This is a genomic window from Glutamicibacter bergerei (genome assembly GCF_054495185.1).
Map to the genome: position 1 here is coordinate 3,207,873 of NZ_CM137131.1, position 18,855 is coordinate 3,226,727.

An 18,855-nucleotide genomic window follows, 5' to 3' on the forward strand; every position below is an offset into this window, starting at 1 on the left:
CGGCGTCGAAGAACCTAGGAGCCCGAAGCGAAGAGCGGTTCCTTGGCAAGTTCCTTGCCTAGCTCGGGAGCCAGCGAACGGGCAAAATCATGAGATAGATGCGACTGATCATAGTAGGTGATCAGCGAGCCGAGGACCGCGAAGCAACGCTCATCGGAGCAGATGCTGTTCGTGAGGTCTGCGTGAACGATACCTTCCGGGGCAGTTTTACTGTCCAGGGCCTTTTTCAAGTTATGCCGGATGGAGAGGCCCTTGTCGCGAGTTACGGAGCAGGCCTGTGGATCTTCGGGGTTCGTAGCCACGCAGGTGGGCACGTTCTTGTTGCCGAGCCGAGGGACCTCCTGAATGACCGCGACTTTTTTGCCTTTTTCGGTCCACGACTTCCAGAGGCTGGTGAATCCTTCGGTTTTGGGATCTGAAAATTCGTAACCGGGCGAGGAAACCCACTGGCGCTTATTGCCTTGAGCCGCCACGATCACGGCATCCAGAGTTTCATCATTTGCTAATTGTGGGCCCAACGCCCGAATTGAATCGGTGCACAAACGCTCGGCTTGGCCACTGAGCTGTTCGGCCTGCTTCAAGACAGCCAGCGAAGGAGAACAACCCGAACGGATATGAGTTTCAAGCTGCCAATGACGCTTTTTGGCCAGAACCTCTAGGGCCGGAAGCCACGCGGTGGCGTGCGAGTCCCCCACGACAGCAACACGGAGCTTGGGATTCTCGGTGTCTCCCAGCAGGCAGTTCTTATCCCCCACCTCGAGAGTGTCGGTCTCGCATCCCGGGAACAAAGGTGCCCGGACCTGTTGGGATACTGCGACCGCCGAAGGATATGGGGCAAAATCCGATTCCACCGGCTGACAGTTCACCGGATCCAGCAATGTGCGAGCGCCATAACAAGGATCATCTTGGCTCATTCGGGGCAGGTTGGCGCTTTGCGCCGAGGCAGCGGTTCCTGCCCAACTAACACCGGCAATAATGAGCATTCCAGCCAGTGCAAAAATCAATGCGTTCTTTACCGGTTTGAGCAGTGAACCAAAACGAAGCGGGCTTTCAATCAAGAGCTGCGACAGCCATGCCAGCAGGAGGGTCAGCGCGAAGATTCCTGCCTCGTGATACCACTTCGGCTCGGTGTTCAGCACAAAGGGTGCCACGATAATCAGCGGCCAGTGCCACAGGTACGCGCCGTAGCTGATGTCACCAAGCCAGCGTGCCGGAGCAAGAGAGAGCCAGGTACCGTGTGAAAACCAACGCCCAAACCCATGGCTAACGTTGGCAGCAGCGAGGACGGCTGCAGTTCCCAGTGTGGGTACCAACGCCATGGTTCCGGGGAACCTGGTCAGCGTGGGAATCATCAGCGCACCAATGAGCAGTGTTGCCAATCCAGCCCAGCCCAGCAGCATTCCGGCCCAACCACGGACACCTCGGTTGATGCATAGAAGCGCCACCAACCCTCCGACGGCAAACTGCCAGGCTCGCGCCGCGGTATCAAAATAAGCGCCAGCTGGGTTCGCCGCGGTGATCCATAAACCGTAAATAAAACTCAGTACCGCGATGATGCTGATGGTGATCAGCATGATGCGGTGGACCGAGTACCCGCCTCGGTGTTCGGCACCGGAAGTATGTTTCCGCGGGAAAATCTTCGGGATAAGCCAGGCGCCGGCCAACAGCAGTAATGGCCAGCAAAGGTAGAACTGCTCTTCAACCGACAAGGACCAATAGTGCTGGACCGCGGTCGCCATCTGTCCCGCCGCCGCGTAGTCGGTCGCGTCCGAGACCAGTGCCCAGTTCTCCACATAGAGCCCGGCGGCTGCAAGATGCTTGAACATTGTTCCGTGCTCGGTGGTGGGGATCCACAGATAAACCAGCAAGGCCGTCGCGAGGAGCACGGTAAAGGCCAGCGGCAAAAGCCGGCGGATGCGTCTGGCCCAGAAGCTCAGCAAAGAGATTCTCCCGGTACCCAGTAATTCGCGATAGAGATGCGCGGTGATCAGGTAACCGGAGATGACAAAGAAGATGTCGACGCCGATAAAACCGCCGCTGAGCGCACCGGGTCGCAGGTGATGAAAGATGACCAGAAGTACCGCAATGGCGCGCAGCCCTTGAAGTTCTGGGCGGAACCCCATGGAAGATCCATTGGACTGCACCGTGGGAGCTGCTGAATTATTGGTTTTATTCGCAGACTTCTGCGCACGGGCAAGTACATTCACTCGGCTAACGTTAGTGGATGGCAGGCTGGTTTCCCGTGATTCCTCATGCGGTTATGCCCGACAAAGCACAAAGAAAATGGCTATCTTCCGGTTTCGGGCAGGACCCCTTCCACCGCATCCACCGCGCGCACAAAGCCGAGATGGCTGAAGGCCTGGGGAAAGTTCCCGGCCAAGCGTCCTCCGGCAGAATCGTATTCTTCCGCAAAAAGTCCCAGATCTGTCGCGAAGTGGGAGAGGCGGTCCAACAATTTTTTGGCTTCTGCGAGCCGGTCCGAGCGGGCGTATTGTTCTACCAGCCAGAAGGAACACATCAAGAACGAGTATTCGCCGCCGGGCAGCCCGTCTTTACCGGTTTGGGTCCGATACCGCAACAGCAGTCCGGCATCATCTAATAGCTCCTCTTCAATACGTTTCACGGTGCCCAGCATGCGTGGATCTTGTGGGTCGATGAGACCGGTATTGGGCAGTTGCAGCAAGGAGGCATCAACTTCGGTGTTCGAATAAGCCTGTGTAAAAGAATTCAGTTCCACGTTATAACCCTGCTGGAAAATCTCTTCACGCAATTGCTCGCGCAGCTTTCTCCAGGACTCTATCGGTCCGCTCAGCCCATGCTTTTCTATTGCCTTGATCCCTTGGTCAAAGGCCGCAAACATCATGGCCCGCCCGTGGGTGAAATAATCGGATTCGCCCCGCATTTCCCAGATTCCATGGCCCTTGCGTTCCATATTCCGTTCGAGGAATGTGAGCATGTTCTGCAGCAGGGCCCAAGAATAGTCATCTTCGTCGTGTCCGGCGTCCCGCAGTTTTGCCAGCGCCAGCATCACCTCTCCGACCACATCGGCTTGGTACTGCCCGTAGGCGCCGTTGCCAATACGCACAGGTTTTGACTCTGCATACCCGGCCAGGTGGTCCAGCTCAAATTCGGTCAGCACCCGTTCCCCGGCAATGCCGTACATGATCTGTAAGTCATCGGGATCTCCGGCGACCGCGCGCAGCAGCCAGTCCCGCCAATGCAAGGCACCTTCGGTGAAGTCGTGAGTCACCAGGGTATTAATGGTCAACGAGGCATCACGCAGCCAGGTGTACCGGTAATCCCAGTTGCGCTGCCCGCCGAACTCCTCGGGCAACGAGGTGGTCGGGGCGGCGACGAGGCCACCGGTCTCATGGTCCGTCAGAGCCCTGAGCACCATTAATGAACGCAGTGACATCTCGTCATACCGGTCACGAACCTGCACCTTGGAGGACCATTGATGCCAGTAGTTAATGGTCCTTTCCAAGGCTTCTTCTGGATCCAGCGGTGTCGGAGCCGGAAGATGGGACCGGAACCAGCTTAATGCCCAGGTCTGGGACTCTCCGGCAGTCAGCGTGAATTCTCCGGTGAGGTTGCCGGAGGCTGCACCGCTGTAGTCGTCGGGCCGGTTGGGGCCAGGATGTTCGGCCGAGGAAGCCTGATCTTCATTCTCGGGCACGTCTGGGTGAAGTTGTGGCCCGGTCAGCAGCAGTGCGTCGGGTCCGGCGACGGAGAGCAGCCCGGTGGTTGTCCCGTCGCCGAGGGTAATCTTGCGGGTCCATGGCTTGGACCGGTTGTAATCGAATCGGATACGCAGGTCATGCGCGATGTTCACCTGGCCTTCGAGAACGCTGACCTTGCGCAGCACATCTGCCTGTTGTGAGCGCGGCGGAAGGAAGTCCAGTACTTGCGCGGTTCCGGTTTTGGTGCGCCAAATAGTTTCCAGCACAAAGGTCCGCGGCAGGTAGCGGCGGGACACTACCTGTCCTCCCGGTGCCCAGAGCCACCACCTGCCGTCGTCTTCGGTGCCAATTAGCGCTGCAAAGACCGAAGGCGAATCAAATCGCGGGAAACATAGCCAATCAATGCTTCCGTCACGAGACACCAGCGGGCCGGTGCGTAAATCGGAGAGCAGCGCATAGTCTTCAAGCGGTGTGGAACGTGTACCTGGTTCGGAGCTTTCCATAGGTTCATTCAAACAGCATGCGCGGTTCAATAAAAGGGTACAGATCCGCCACGGCAAGGAGTAGGGTGCGCATATGGACAGCATCAAGAACCTTGTCATTCTCGGCGCGACCGGAGATCTCACCTCAAGACTGCTTTTACCCGGCCTGGCTACTTTGCTGACAGCCCAGCCCGAACGTCAAGTCACCGTCATCGGTGCGGACAGACAAGCCGATGAAGCATGGGAACAAACGGTAGCTGCCGCGTTCGGCACGGTTCAGGCCAGCGGCCCGGCGGTAGATTACGCGCTGAAAACATCATCCTTCACGGTGTGTGATGCGACCAGCGCAACCGACCTGCAGAAGCTACTCGATGAGCTGGCTTCCCCGGTGTGCCTGTACTTTGCGTTGCCACCCCAGGTGACCATGAAGTCCCTGGAAGTACTCAACGAGCTGAACCTGCCCGAAGATCTCGTCCTGGCCCTTGAAAAGCCCATAGGCCATGACCTGGAATCCGCACGGGAACTGAATCGTTTAGTCGGCCAGCTGGTGCCCGAATCCCAGACCTTCAGGGTGGATCATTTCCTGAATATGCCCTCGGTGCATTCCTTTACCGGGCTGCGCTTCGCCAATCGAATGTTAGAGCCCCTGCTGAACCGTGAGCATGTTGAATCCATTGAAATCAACTACGACGAAACTCTGGGGTTAGAGGGGCGTGCCGGATTTTATGATTCCAGCGGTGCGCTGCGCGACATGATTCAATCCCACCTGCTTCAGGTGATGGCCCTGGTGATGATGGAACCGCCTTCCCGCATCGATGCGGTGGAGCTTCCCGCGTTGACCGCGCACGTGCTGCGCTCAACCCGGTTGTGGGATGAGGATCCGGCACGCTGTGTAGTGCGCGGAAGGTACACAGCCGGAGAAATTAATGGCAAGAAGTACCCTGACTACATTTCGGAACCGGGAGTGGACCCGGAAAAGAATACCGAGACCTTCGCGCAGGTGACGCTGGAAGTGGACAGCTGGCGGTGGACCGGTGTCCCGGTAACCCTGCGTTCTGGCAAGGCGATCGGTGAACCGTGCAAGGAGCTGGTGATTCATTTCCGCCGGCCAGCCCACGAATACCCGCAGTTCCCTCATGACGGCCGAGTTCCTGGGGACCGACTGCGACTGTTGTTGAAGTCCGGGCAACTTGAGTTTGAGCTCAATGTTGGTGGGCCGTTTGATGCGCGAGGAATGAACCGGGTGACGGCTCAAACCGATACCGCGGATCCGATCCTCTCCTCCTACGGAAACGTATTGCGCGGCATTCTCGATGCCGATGCGACGTTCAGCGTACGCGGAGATGCGTCCGAGGAATGCTGGCGGCTCATCGAAGAAATTCAGCGTGGTTTTGACGACGGCTCGGTGCCTTTGCAGGATTACGCGGCGGGCAGTGAAGGCCCAAGGCTTCCTACGGAATCCTGAGTTTATTGCTACCGGCTATTTGCCGGTGTACTCAAAGTGCCACGCTTCGGCATAGGGGTTGAGGGTGCCGTTGGAGCGGAATTCTTCAAGGTTCTTGCGGTGCACCCAGTTGTACTTTTTCGAATGGGCTTTCAGCCATTTGTAGTACTTGCCCTTGAACGAATAGTTGTACGACTCGGGAACGTCGATAGCTAGGCCCCAGCCATGATTCGAGGTACCAGGTTTCGCCGCGATGTACGGGCCTAACTCGTTGAAGTAGTACTTTTGCGTATCCAACGTCCGATAGGCAAGGTCGATGTCGAGGTTCATTCCGAACTTCTTCTTAAATGCGGAGTTCAGCCGGGTCAGGTCCTTGACCGCGGGTGCCGCAATCAGAGTCTTCTCCCGGTCCCAGGGAATCGAGACCAGCATCGATGCGCGGAGCTTGCCGTTAGGTTGGTTGAGCGCCTGCTTGCGTGTGTAGCCCTTGCTGTTTTTGGTTGCCGCGGTGTTCTTGCGGGTGAGCGCCGAGGCCTTCATCCAGCCGTCCATGCCCTGGGTGCGCACGTAGTACCAACCACCGACTTGGCCTCCAGCTTTCTCCCATTTCACGTCGCGGTACACCACGGAGTTTTTCGGAATGTCGCCGATACGAAGTCGTTTGCCCGCCGCGGCATACAGGTCCGCACCGTTGGTCTTGGTGAAGTACCGATCATTAAGTCCGGCACGATTGGTGGTGTAACTTCCAGTATCTACCTGGCATCCTTTGCTGCAGGTGAGTACGTACTTATTTGAAATCCAGCCGGTTTTCTTCTGATACGTCACTTTGTACCAGCCATTGGATGCTTGCGCGGTGGCCTTTGCTGCCGCATGTTTTGGAACGCTGCGCACTACCGCGTGAGAGGTGCTTGCCCCCTTGCGCATATTCACCGTGGATTTTGTAGCCACCCACAGATTGACCTTCTTGGTCTTGGTATTTTTAGGCGACGGGGATTTGGGGGTCGAATGCTTGGCGACGATTTTGACGTACTTGTTGGATATCCAGCCAGCCTTCTTTTGATAGGTCACTTTGTACCAGCCGTTGGAGGCAACCGCCGAAACCGGAACGGTTTTGCCTCGGGGGACGGTTTTGAGCACCTTATGCTTGGTGCTTGAACCGGAGCGCATGTTTAGGTTTGCGGTGGTTTTGACCTTGGCAACATTGGTCTTTGCAGTCGGCACCGCAACGCTGATATTAGCGTTGGGTGCGACGGCGTTAGCCGGTACCGTATTGCCAGAGATCAGCAATGTCGTCACCGCAATAGCGGTAAGGGTCTTGGACAAGAAGTACCGATATTTCGACGACATTTTGCTCCATCTTGGCGCGGGCTAGCAGTAGCTCGTTGTGATGTTAATTCTAGGATCTGACAAGAGCTTTTAGCGTATGGAACCGAATTGTTTCACAACGAAGGAAGATTCAGTTCTAGGCAGTCACCGCGCAATCCTCAGTGTGCCTGATCATCCATCTTGCGATACCATTTGTCCAGCGCCGTTCAGGCAACGAAATAAGAGCCTCATGACCGTCGCTGGATCGACACGGTCGGGTTCAACAACACCAGCATGAGCCACCCGGAAGTGATAGTAACGAGATTCCTTACTATCACTTTGGAGGAACGTCATGGCTGATTCCCAAAACGCATCTACTGTGTTCCCCTTCCCTCCGGTGGAGTACAAAAACCTATTCTGGAAACCCACAAATCCGCGTATCTTCTCCAATGCCGAAGTCCGGCGGCAAACGGGCTCCTACTCCTCTGCGTTGCCCGCGCTCATAGCCAATTGGTATCCCCAGCCAGATTCCTTGGTGATCACCGGGCTTGAAGAAGCCATACATGCCCTCCAGGATTTTGATGTCTACTCACTGCTGCGATTTGGCAATAAAAACCCTGAGCTCGGACCCATGTCCAGCGTTTTGCTCCGAACCGAGAGCTCCTTCAGTAGCCAAATCGAGCAGGTCACCACGACAGCGCGTCAACTCGCTCTGGCGGAAATCGATGAAGGCGATAAAGCCAACGCTCGAAAAGTTGTTGGCAATGTCCACGCGATGGAATCTGCGCTCGCACTTGCCCAACAGATCAGTCTGAATAGCATCCTGGCTATGCATCAGAATTTGATGAATCAACAGATTGGCATGGAAGACGAAGCGGGTAAATTCAGGGAAGGACTCGTCTGGATCGGGGGAACAGATAATGCCGGGCCCCGCGGAGCCAGCTTTGTTGCACCGAGCCATGAACTGATTAGTGACGCACTCGAAGACCTAGTTGCACTCATTTCACGCACCGACTTGCCGGCCATCGTCCAAGCAGCAATAGCGCACGCTCAGTTTGAAACGATCCATCCATTCGTGGACGGTAACGGGCGTACAGGCCGGGCCCTAGTCCATTCGATACTGCGTTACCGACGAATTTCTCAGTACACCACGGCACCGATTTCCGACGGAATCCTGCGGGATACCGCTGGCTATTTTGAAGCGCTGGAAGCATTCCGTTCCGGAGATGCGGCCCCGATCATCCGCACCTTCATCAATGCCTCAATCTTTGCGGCCAACACAGGTAAGGATCTGATCGACTCGCTGGCTACACAGCTCGATGACTCCGCTGTAAAGCTAGTTGGCCTGCGCTCAAGCGCCGCCGCGTGGAAGATCCTGCCACGCTTGATCGCCCAACCTGTAGTTAATGCCCGATATCTTAAAGAGCAGCTCGGATTGGGCGACGCTGCAATCCATCGTGCGCTCAGTGTACTGACCGAACGCGGTGTGCTGGTCGAGAAGTCCGGACGAAGCAGGAACCGGATTTGGCAGCACGACGGGGTGCTGAAAGTACTAGATGAATATGCGAAATCTCTTCGGCGGACGGCTTGAACTGTGTAAGTCATAGCGGAGGCGCCGGGAGATTCACGTCAGGCAAGCTAATTTGTCAGTCCGCTGAAGTTACACCACCTAATGGATCGTGAACCACGGCCTTATACCCTGGCTGTTCGCGTAGAAACTCTCGCAACGTTGGAACGGCGAAACTAACCTGCCCATGTCCGGCCACCTCGATAATGCCGGCCGCCAACAATCTCAGTCGGTATTGCCCAGCATAAACCTGGGTAACGCCCAAACGTTGCGCAATTTCACTGGTCTTCGACGGTCCTTCGTCCTCCGCCATTGCCAGCAGGTAGGACTGGTCGATGACTGAAAGTGATCGATATGCCGATTCGACCACCGTGGCTCCCATTCGACGTCGCGCTTTGGCAAGCCCTGCAGTCAATGCCTTCTGCGTCACCTCGTGGCCGTCACGTACCGCTTGGCTCCATACATGGTAACCAACGAGTTGGATTAAAAATGGATAACCGCCAGTAGCTTCGGCAAGTTGTTGAATGCGCTCTTCAGTAGCAACGACGCCACTTTCACTAAATGTCTGCCGAAAGGCACTGGCAACTTCTTCGATAGATGCCGAATGCAAGTCGTATTTCTCAGCGCGACGCAGGAAAGTAGAAACGCCTTCATTCAAAAGATCTTCTACGGCTTTGGGCAATCCGGCGAAGGCGAGTCCAATCGGTAGATCCTCACGAATCATGTGTTGAACTACGGCAGCAATCTCAGCAAGGTTGTCGCGATCAATTGCATGAATCTCATCTACAGTAATCAAAAGCCCAGTACCATGGCTGTTAAGTTCCTGAAGCAGCTCCGTAAGCGTTCTGCGCCAATGCATTTCACGTTTTTCTGGCGCGCTTGATTCAAGGGAAAATGGACCTACAGTGAACCCAGTGATCCGTCTTCCAGCTGGTCCTTCAATGAATTCCTCTTTTGCTGCTTGAACCGCGGCTCCGATTCTTTGCACCAACCCTTTTGTAGCGGTCTCCGAGATTACCATCCACCCGTGCTCAATCGCCTCGTCTTCGATTTCACCGAGCATGACGGTTTTGCCGATTCCCCGCGGGCCGCTATATATGGAAAGCAGTCCTGGTGCGCCAGCACCATTGCTTATACTTTCGGCAAAGTCCTCGCGAAGTTCAGCCCGCCCGACGAGCATCGGAGGTCTAGCGCCTGCCGTCGGTTTGAATGGATTTTTGGCGGTAACCACGAGCACTCCTTTGAAGTCTTTAATTTTTTTAAAGTTTTTAAAGTTTTTAAAGTTTCTAATAACCTACCATTTTGAACTTCAAATAAGTAGTGATCTCCGCTTGATTCCTTGGGCTCTGAACACAATCTTGGCCCCTGGGTTCAGCTTTCCCCAGCTACTCAGAGCCAACAAGTAAAAATTCCTGATGATCATCCAGAAAACAGTCATGCCGCGACAACTGGGAATAGCTCCCATCCGTCGCGGCATGACTCGTGTCTTGCTGGTACTACTCGGTTTCAGTGACCGTATCAGGGGTCTCTGCGCCAGGAACCGGGGTGCCAGCGGCTACCGGAACTGCCGAGGTGTCGGGATTTGCATCCACATCCTCAGCCGGCCCAGCAAACTGCGACTGGTACAGGTTGTAGTAGGCGCCCTGGGTAGTGAGCAGTTCTTCATGATTACCCTGCTCCACGATTTTGCCTGACTCCATCACCAAAATGGTGTCGGCATCACGAATCGTGGACAGGCGGTGCGCAATCACGAAACTAGTTCGATCACTACGCAACGCCGCCATGGCATGCTGCACCAAAACTTCGGTACGCGTATCCACCGAGCTAGTCGCCTCATCCAAGATCAACAGGGAAGGGTTAGCCACGAACGCGCGGGCAATGGTGATCAACTGCTTTTCGCCGGCCGATACGTTGGTGCCTTCCTCATCGATGATGGTGTCGTAACCGTCTGGAAGTGCCCGCACGAAGCGGTCAACGAAGGTCGCCTTCGCGGCCTCGTACACTTCCTCGTCCGTGGCGTCCAGGCGGCCGTAGCGGATGTTTTCCATAATGGTGCCTCCGAAGAGCCACGCATCCTGCAGCACCATACCGACCTTCGAGCGCAGGTCTGCACGTGACAGGTCGGTGATATTCGCGTTGTCCAACATGATGCGCCCCGAGTTCAACTCGTAAAAACGCATCACCAGGTTCACCAGCGTAGTTTTACCCGCGCCGGTAGGACCGACAATGGCCACTGTGTGCCCCGGATCTGCATCAAATGACAGGTCCTCAATCAGTGGCTGCTCCGGGTTATAGGAGAAGCTCACGTTCTCGAAGGAAACGTGCCCGTCGGTGCGTGCCGGAAGTTGCTGTTTCGCCTCTTCAGGTTCTTGTTCCTCGGCGTCTAACAGTTCGAAGGTACGCTCTGCCGAGGCAACACCGGACTGCAGCATATTTGCTACACCGGCAATCTGCCCCAGCGGCTGGGTGAACTCACGTGAGTACTGGATGAATGCGGTGGCATCACCCAGGCTCATCGAGCCGGAGGCCACACGCAGGCCGCCAACGACTGCGATACCCACATAGGACAGGTATGACACGAAGTTCATCACCGGCATGATCATGCCCGATACGAACTGTGCACCGAAGCTTGCCTTGTAGAGTTCCTCGTTGCGTTCGGTGAAACGTTCCACCATGTCGTCTTCGCGGCCGAAGACCTTCATGAGCTCGTGACCTGAGAAGGACTCTTCAATCTGCCCGTTGAGCGCACCGGTATTCTTCCACTGCGCGGTGAATAGCTTCTGCGCCTTAGAACCAATGAAGCCTGCACCCACTGCGGAGAGCGGCAAAGCGACCAAAGCGATCAGCGCCAACTGCCAAGAGACCACAAACATCATGATCACGATGCCGATCACCGTCATAATCGACTGAACCAGCTGGCTCAACGCCTGCTGCAAAGCATTCTGGATGTTGTCCACGTCGTTAGTCACACGGGAGAGGATGTCTCCACGCTGACGGGTGTCGAAGTAGTTCAGCGGAAGGCGGTTAATCTTATCTTCCACATCCTTACGCAGGTTGTAGACGACTCGCATAACGAGTTTGTTCAGTAACCAGCCCGAAACCCAGGAGAAAATCGATGCCACGAAGTACATGGCCAGCACCAACAGGATGTACCGCGAGAGCTGAGCAAAATCGATACCCTGTCCAGGGACAAAATCAACCCGAGAAAGCATGTCAGCCTGGGTAGTTTCACCGGCATCACGCATTCCCTGAACAATCTGGTCCGCGGTCGTGCCAGGTGGCACCTGCATGTTCTTACCGATCATGCCGGCAAAGATGACGTCCATGGCACGGCCAAGAATTCGCGGCGCAATTACCGACAGCACCACATACACGGTGATGAGAGCGAAGACAACGCTCATCCCTACCTTGTAGGGTCCCATCAGACCGATCAGTCGTTTAGCCGAAGGCCAGAAATGCGCAGCTTTACGGACCGGAGTTTCCTCCCAGCCGCCGGAAGCGGCGGCCACTTCAAACTCGTCTACCTCTGCGAGGGTGGTATCAACTTGGGCTTGCTTGTCGCTGCCTTTTTTCTTCGCTGCCATTTAGGCCACCTCCTCGGCACTGAGCTGGGATGAAACAATTTCTTGATAGGTTTCCGAGGTCTCCAGAAGTTCTTCGTGAGTACCCCGGGCAACAATCACCCCGTGCTCCAACACCAAAATCTGGTCTGCACCGGTAATTGTTGAGACGCGCTGGGCCACGATAATGACCGCCGCGTCCTTGGTTGGTTCATCGAGCGCCGCACGCAACTTGGCATCCGTGCTCACATCCAAGGCGGAGAAAGAATCATCAAACAGGTACGTGTTTGGCTTGGCTGCCAAGGCGCGAGCAATACATAATCGTTGACGCTGTCCGCCTGAAACATTGGTACCGCCCTGGGCGATCTTTGATTCCAACTCATTCTCACGCTCGGAGACAAAGTCATCAGCCTGCGCGATGCGCAGCGCCTCCCAGAGTTCTTCTTCTGTGGCATCTTTTGCACCGAAGCGCAGGTTACTGGCCACGGTTCCAGAGAACAGGTATGGACGTTGTGGAACCGCAGAAATATTCTGCGCCAGCTGATCTCGACCGAGATCACGTACCGGGACCCCACCAATAAGGACTTCTCCCTCGGTAGCGTCGTAGAGACGTGGGATCAGATTGAGCAATGTGGTCTTGCCGGCACCGGTCGAACCGATGATTGCGGTGGTTTGTCCCGGCTGGGCTACGAAAGAAACATCCGAGAGTACCGGTGCGTCAGCCCCCGGGTAACCGAAGCTGACATTGCGGAATTCCACGGTGCCTGGGGTGGGCAAAGGGATTGCCACGTTTTCGGCATCCTGCATGCTTGGATCGCTACCCAGCACCTCACCAATACGGTCCGCCGAAACCATAGCGCGCGGAACCATCATGGCCATAAAGGTTCCCATCATGACCGCCATGAGGATCTGGAGCATGTACTGCAGGAAAGCAGTCAGCGCGCCGACCTCAACGACTCCGCTATCAACACGGTGTCCACCAAACCACAGCACGGCCGCAGTGGAAAGGTGCAGGATCATGGAAATGGCAGGGAACATCAGCACGAACAGGTTGCCAACTTTAACGCCGAGCGTAGTGAGCTCCTGGTTGGCGTCCGCGTAGCGTTCGGTCTCGTGCTTTTCGCGGACAAAGGCGCGGACCACGCGGATGCCGGTGATCTGCTCACGCAGCACACCGTTGATCCCGTCAATACGTCCTTGCATGTCACGGAAGAGAGGCATCAACTTGATCACAAGGATGCCGACCACGATAAGTACTAGGGGTACCGATACCCAGACGAGCCAGGACAGTCCTGGATCTTCACGGATCGCCATGATCACGCCACCGATTGACATGATCGGTGCGGTAATCATGAAGTTCAGTGCCATAAGCGTAAGCATCTGAACTTGTTGCACGTCGTTGGTGCCACGAGTAATCAGTGTGGCAGCACCAAATTTATTCACGTCTTGAGCGGAGAAGGTAGATACCTTCACAAAGACCGACTGACGAATGTCGCGGCCTATGCTCATCGAGGTTTTGGCACCAAAGTAGACGGCGCCGATGGCCGTGATGATCTGGATGAAGGCCACGATCAGCATAATGCCGCCGGTACGCCAGATGTAGCCGATGTCCGCATGGACCACACCGGTGTCGATGATTTTTGCGTTTAGGCTTGGTAGGTACAGCGTGGCGATGGTGGTGGCCAGCTGCAAGATGACTACGGCGGTTATCCAACCGGCGTAGGGTTTGCTGTGTCTGAGGATGATCTTCAGAAGCATGTGATTGTTGTCCTCACTCCATCAGCTCCAGGATCATCCTGCATCTTCGGATTAAGAGCAGGGAGATTCGAGAGCGAATGTCAGTCTAGCCCTTACCTCCGACATTGAATATCATCCTTGCGATTGATTTTTACCAATCATTAAATTTTCCCTAACTTACGGTGAATTTGCCCCTCCCCAGATCAGTCAGCCGGTCGGCTGGACTGGGCGAAATCAGGCTCTAGCCATGAGCGGGTAGAAATCATAAGATGGAAACTAATTACCGTTATACGAAAGTTGGAGTTATGACCGCGCAAAGCACACCGCTAATTCCGGGCCAAGAAGCACCCGGATTCACCCTGCTCGATACAACCTCCACTCCGATTTCGCTTGCGGACTACGCAGGTGAAAACGTCATCGTGTATTTCTACCCCAAGGCCGCGACCCCGGGATGCACCACCGAAGCTTGCGACTTCCGCGACAACCTCAATTCACTGCAAGGGGCCGGATATACGGTTCTGGGGATCTCGCCGGACGAGCCAGCAGAAATCGCGAAATTCGCCGCCGACCAGTCGCTGAACTTCCCGTTGCTTTCGGATCCGGATAATGCGGTGGCCAAAGCCTACGGCTCTTACGGAGAGAAGAGCTTCGGTGAAAAGACTTTTGTGGGCACCCTGCGCTCCACCGCCGTCGTATCCCCCGAAGGAAAGATCAGCCACGTGGAATACGCGGTAGACGCCAAGGGCCATGTCGCCCGGCTGCGTGAAGAACTCGGCGTTTAGCCGGTAGCACGTACAAAAGCCCTGCTCTCCGGAAAATCATCCAGAGAACAGGGCTCTTGTTATTCATCGATCGGCTAGCGACCGGCGATTTTCACCAGTTTGTGGTTAACGAACTCATCCATGCCGTACTTGCCAAGTTCGCGTCCGATACCAGAACGCTTCACGCCACCAAAAGGCAGTTCCGGGAAGGTGGCCGAAGGCTCATTGATGGCCACCATGCCGCTTTGCAACCGGGCGGAGATCCGTTCGGCGCGTTCCAGATCCTTGGTATGAATTGAAGCGCCCAAACCATACTCGCTGTTGTTTGCCAGCTCCACGGCTTCCTCTTCGCCCTCCACCTTGTAGAGCACGGCTACCGGTCCAAAGAGTTCCTCGGAGAAGCCACGCATTTCCGGGGTTACCCCGGCAAGAATGGTCGGTTCGTAGAACGCGCCGTCACCTTCGATAGTCTTGCCTCCGGTCAGCACCGTGGCGCCCTTATCGATGGCGTCCTGCACCTGAGCCGCTAAACCGTCACGTGCGGCAGCCGAGGATAGCGGGCCGAGGAAGTTCTCCCCCTGAGTCGGATCCCCCACCTTGATGGTGGCAACCTGCTCGGTCAGCGCCTTGGAGAAGTCTTCATACACCGAAGAATCGATGATGAAGCGCTTGGCCGCGTTGCAGGCCTGGCCGGTGTTGCCAAAGCGTGCGCGCATTCCCATTTTGGCCGAACGTGCCACATCGGCGTCTTCGAGCACCAAGAACGGATCCGAGCCTCCCAGCTCGAGCACGACCTTCTTCAGGTTGCGTCCGGCAATCTCCGCCACGGCCGAACCGGCGCGTTCGGAACCGGTCAGTGAGACACCCTGCACTCGGCGGTCGGCAATGATGTCCGCGACCTGGTCATTGGTGGCGAAGATGTTCACATACGCACCCTGTGGGGCACCTGCCTCCCGGAAGATCTCTTCCATCGCCAACGCCGACTCTGGGCACTGCGGGGCGTGCTTGAGTAGCACCGTATTGCCGTTCATCAGGTTCGGGGCCGCAAAACGGGCCACCTGGTAATACGGGAAGTTCCACGGCATGATGCCCAGCAGCACACCAACAGCTTCCTTACGGACCAGTGCCTTGCCGCCCGAGGCGATTTCCAGCTCTTCGTCTTCCAGGAACTTCGGGCCGTTCTTCGCGTAGTAGCGGTAGATGGCCGCCACGATCCCAATCTCGCCCAACGCCTGCTTGACCGGTTTGCCCATTTCACGGGTGATGATCGCTGCCAGCTCGTCTGCGCGTGCCTCGTAGATATCTGCCACGCGTTCAAGCAGTGCTACGCGGTCGGTCAGCGCTGAGACGGACCATCCTGCATAGGCTTGGTGGGCTGTTGAAATGGCGGTCTGGATCTGTTCGTCCGAAGCTATGGGGTAGGTTGCTTCCACTACACCGGTGGATGGGTTGGTCACCGCGTACATGCTCATGCTGCTCCTTGGAGATTCATTGCTTGACTGTGCTTAGCCCAGTCTGCCAGCTAGCCCCCACCGGATGGCAAGAATGCCGCGTGAGAAGTCAGGGAATCCGCCCCTTCTTCACAGCTGGCGTAAATTCTGGACTCGCAGCGGCGCATCGCTTCTCAGAACGACTCTTCTCGCCTACCGGCACGTTCGGCAAAATCATCGCTGGCCTTCAACGCTCCACCCCTTCTCCAGAAGGGACCAAGCTTGTGTTCGCGCTTCGACTTTAGAGTTCCGCACTCAATTAGCACTTGCAGGGGTGGATATCTTGCCTATCTGCAATAGGGAAGCAGATTCGGAGCTCAACAAGACGGGCGCGAATAAGGAAATCTTGGCTCCCAACTCACTATCAAGTCACGCAAGCTCCATTGAGGCCTGTTCGGCGCAGAGCAATACTTACTGCCCAAGATCACTTGCTGAGTGAAATTTTCCGCGGGTACAACTACTTGGTACTTTTGATCCGACGCCAAATGTGCCAATTATCGAGACCGGCTAATTCCCTTTCCCTGAGCCAAGTCCACAGTGTTCGAGACTGCTTGTAACGTGCTTCAACAGACATTTACTTTATACCCCTATGGGGTATATGGTCTCTTGTGGGAGCGGGGCTTTGATTTCACTACTTACGAAAATGCCCCGCCATGAGAGTGAACAACCAATACCTGAGCGATGGCACCTACTGAGCCAGACTTCAGACCGGCTTGCCATAGGCAGATAGAGGAGACACGACGATGAAGGATCTCAACGATCACCAACATCATCATGGTCCCGAGCACGAAATGGACCATACCGGCCACGGCGGCCACGGCGGCCACGGCGGCCACGGCGATCATGCAGGACAATTCCGCAGACTGTTCTGGATCAACTTAGTGATCGCTGTGCCGGTGGTTTTCTTCTCGCCAATGTTTGCCTCGCTGCTTGGTTATTCAGTACCCGGCGCAGCTACGTGGGTCGCCGCATTGCTTGGCACTGTCATGTACTTCTGGGGCGGGTGGCCTTTCCTCACCGGCGGTCTCGAAGAACTGAAAAAGCGTCAACCCGGGATGATGCTGCTCATCTCGCTAGGTATCACCGTCGCATTCCTCGCCTCGTGGGCTGCCACTCTTGGACTGGTTCATCATGAACTGGAGTTCTGGTGGGAGCTGGCACTTCTTGTTGTGATTATGCTGCTGGGCCACTGGATCGAAATGCGTTCCTTGGCGCAGACCAGCTCGGCGCTTGATTCCTTGGCGGCACTGCTGCCGGATGAGGCCGAGCGTGTCGAGGGTGACCAGATCGTGAGCGTTGCTCCGGCGGACCTCCAAGTGGGTGACGTGGTGATGATCAGACCTGGCGGTGCTGTCCCGGCAGATGGCATTATCATTGATGGCCGGGCCGATATGGACGAGTCGATGATTACCGGAGAATCCCGGACGGTCAGCCGCAGCCTAGGTGACTTAGTCACCGCCGGCACCGTAGCCACCGACTCCGGAGTGCGCCTGCAAATCACCGCCATCGGTGAGGACACCGCGCTAGCGGGTATCAATCGTTTGGTCACCGAGGCACAAAACTCCACCTCACGTGCTCAGCGTATCGCTGACCGGGCTGCCGCCTGGTTGTTCTGGTTTGCCTTGGGTGCTGCGGTCATCACCGCACTTGTTTGGTCCTTGCTCGGATCCCCAGATGATGCAGTCATCCGCACCATCACGGTACTCGTGATTGCCTGCCCACACGCCTTGGGCCTTGCTATCCCGCTGGTGGTCTCCATCGCTACCGAGCGTTCCGCACGCGGTGGGGTGTTGATCAAGGATCGTCTCGCTTTGGAATCGATGCGCATAGTTGATGCGGTGCTCTTTGATAAGACCGGGACGCTGACCAAGGGTGAACCTACGGTGACGGGAGTTGAACCAGCTGACCAGCTAAGCGCCGATGCGGTGCTTGCCCTGGCAGCTGCAGCCGAAGCAGACAGCGAACACCCTCTAGCTAAAGCCATTGTGGGTGCGGCAAAGAATCAGAATCTGCAGATCAAGGCATCTAGCGACTTCAGCTCATCACCAGCACTGGGAGTGACGGCCACCGTGGAGGGTACCCAAATCCGTGTCGGCGGGCCACACCTACTATCCGAAGAAGGACAATCCGAGCTAACCATCGCCGATACCTGGCGTTTGGAAGGTGCCATCATTCTTCACGTGCTGCAAGATGGCCACGTCATTGGGGCGCTCAAGCTCGCCGATGAGATCCGCCCCGAATCATTTGACGCGGTAGAAGCACTGCACGCACTGGGCGTAGAGGTAGTGATGATTACCGGTGACGCGGAAGCAGTTGCCGTCAAGGTCGGCAAGGAGTTAGGCATTGACCGGATCTTCTCCGGCGTGCGGCCAGAAGACAAAGCCGCCAAAGTCTCCGCACTGCAACATGAAGGCAAGAAGGTCGCCATGGTGGGTGACGGTGTTAATGATGCACCAGCTCTGGCCCAAGCAGATGTGGGAATCGCTATTGGGGCCGGCACCGACGTGGCTATCGCCTCGGCGGGAGTGATTCTGGCAAGCTCAGACCCGCGCAGCGTGCTCTCAATCATTGAACTCTCGCGAGCGGCCTACCGCAAGATGAAACAGAACCTGTGGTGGGCAGCAGGCTACAACCTACTGTCCGTCCCACTTGCTGCCGGCGTCTTAGCTCCGATTGGGTTCATCCTGCCAATGTCCGTTGGAGCCGTCTTGATGTCCTTGTCTACGGTGGTCGTGGCACTCAATGCGCAACTGCTCAGGCGCATTGAGCTCACCCCGGAAGCCAGCACACGCGCGGTATTGGAACGGCAGAAGTAAGCCCGGCTACGTG

At 56.2% G+C, this 18,855-nt stretch carries 11 protein-coding genes; 4 read left to right on the top strand and 7 right to left on the bottom strand.

What is annotated here, in order from left to right; genetic code table 11:
- Positions 1–14: 14 nt before the first annotated feature.
- Positions 15–2,207 carry an acyltransferase family protein gene (locus tag ACX5K5_RS14895; RefSeq protein ID WP_459174642.1) on the bottom strand — a complete coding sequence of 731 codons (2,193 nt, stop codon included), beginning with the start codon at positions 2,205–2,207 and terminating at the stop codon, positions 15–17.
- A gap of 80 nt (positions 2,208–2,287) precedes the next feature.
- Positions 2,288–4,183: a glycoside hydrolase family 15 protein gene (locus ACX5K5_RS14900; protein WP_459174643.1), complete on the bottom strand. Its 1,896-nt coding sequence runs from the start codon at positions 4,181–4,183 to the stop codon at positions 2,288–2,290.
- Positions 4,184–4,256: 73 nt separating this feature from the next.
- Here ACX5K5_RS14900 and ACX5K5_RS14905 point away from each other — a divergent pair, with 73 nt between their 5' ends.
- Entirely contained in the window at positions 4,257–5,627 is a 1,371-nt protein-coding gene (locus ACX5K5_RS14905) for a glucose-6-phosphate dehydrogenase (RefSeq protein ID WP_096255874.1), read from the top strand.
- Between the two features lie 15 nt (positions 5,628–5,642).
- Here ACX5K5_RS14905 and ACX5K5_RS14910 read toward each other — a convergent pair whose 3' ends face one another.
- Positions 5,643–6,953 carry an SH3 domain-containing protein gene (locus tag ACX5K5_RS14910; protein WP_459174644.1) on the bottom strand — a complete coding sequence of 437 codons (1,311 nt, stop codon included), beginning with the start codon at positions 6,951–6,953 and terminating at the stop codon, positions 5,643–5,645.
- A gap of 310 nt (positions 6,954–7,263) precedes the next feature.
- Here ACX5K5_RS14910 and ACX5K5_RS14915 point away from each other — a divergent pair, with 310 nt between their 5' ends.
- Positions 7,264–8,502 (top strand): Fic family protein, encoded by a 1,239-nt coding sequence (locus ACX5K5_RS14915; protein WP_459174645.1) that lies wholly within the window; start codon positions 7,264–7,266, stop codon positions 8,500–8,502.
- A gap of 55 nt (positions 8,503–8,557) precedes the next feature.
- Here the strand turns inward: ACX5K5_RS14915 and ACX5K5_RS14920 are convergent, their stop codons facing one another.
- From ACX5K5_RS14920 to ACX5K5_RS14930, 3 genes are all read right to left on the bottom strand, one after another.
- A complete protein-coding gene (locus tag ACX5K5_RS14920) occupies positions 8,558–9,658 on the bottom strand; it encodes an ATP-binding protein (protein ID WP_459175447.1) in 1,101 nt (366 codons plus the stop codon).
- Positions 9,659–9,974: 316 nt separating this feature from the next.
- Entirely contained in the window at positions 9,975–12,062 is a 2,088-nt protein-coding gene (locus ACX5K5_RS14925) for an ABC transporter ATP-binding protein (protein ID WP_346060350.1), read from the bottom strand.
- Positions 12,063–13,796, bottom strand: coding sequence for an ABC transporter ATP-binding protein (locus ACX5K5_RS14930; protein ID WP_096255866.1), 1,734 nt, complete (start codon positions 13,794–13,796; stop codon positions 12,063–12,065).
- Between the two features lie 248 nt (positions 13,797–14,044).
- Between ACX5K5_RS14930 and bcp the strand changes: the two genes are divergently transcribed.
- Positions 14,045–14,557: a thioredoxin-dependent thiol peroxidase gene (bcp, locus tag ACX5K5_RS14935; RefSeq protein ID WP_229676965.1), complete on the top strand. Its 513-nt coding sequence runs from the start codon at positions 14,045–14,047 to the stop codon at positions 14,555–14,557.
- A 74-nt stretch (positions 14,558–14,631) separates the two neighbouring features.
- Here the strand turns inward: bcp and ACX5K5_RS14940 are convergent, their stop codons facing one another.
- Positions 14,632–16,008: an NAD-dependent succinate-semialdehyde dehydrogenase gene (locus ACX5K5_RS14940; RefSeq protein ID WP_459174646.1), complete on the bottom strand. Its 1,377-nt coding sequence runs from the start codon at positions 16,006–16,008 to the stop codon at positions 14,632–14,634.
- A gap of 761 nt (positions 16,009–16,769) precedes the next feature.
- Between ACX5K5_RS14940 and ACX5K5_RS14945 the strand changes: the two genes are divergently transcribed.
- The gene (locus ACX5K5_RS14945) at positions 16,770–18,842 is read left to right on the top strand and encodes a heavy metal translocating P-type ATPase (protein ID WP_459174647.1); all 2,073 of its coding nucleotides are present in this window, start codon (positions 16,770–16,772) and stop codon (positions 18,840–18,842) included.
- The last annotated feature ends 13 nt before the right edge of the window (positions 18,843–18,855 follow it).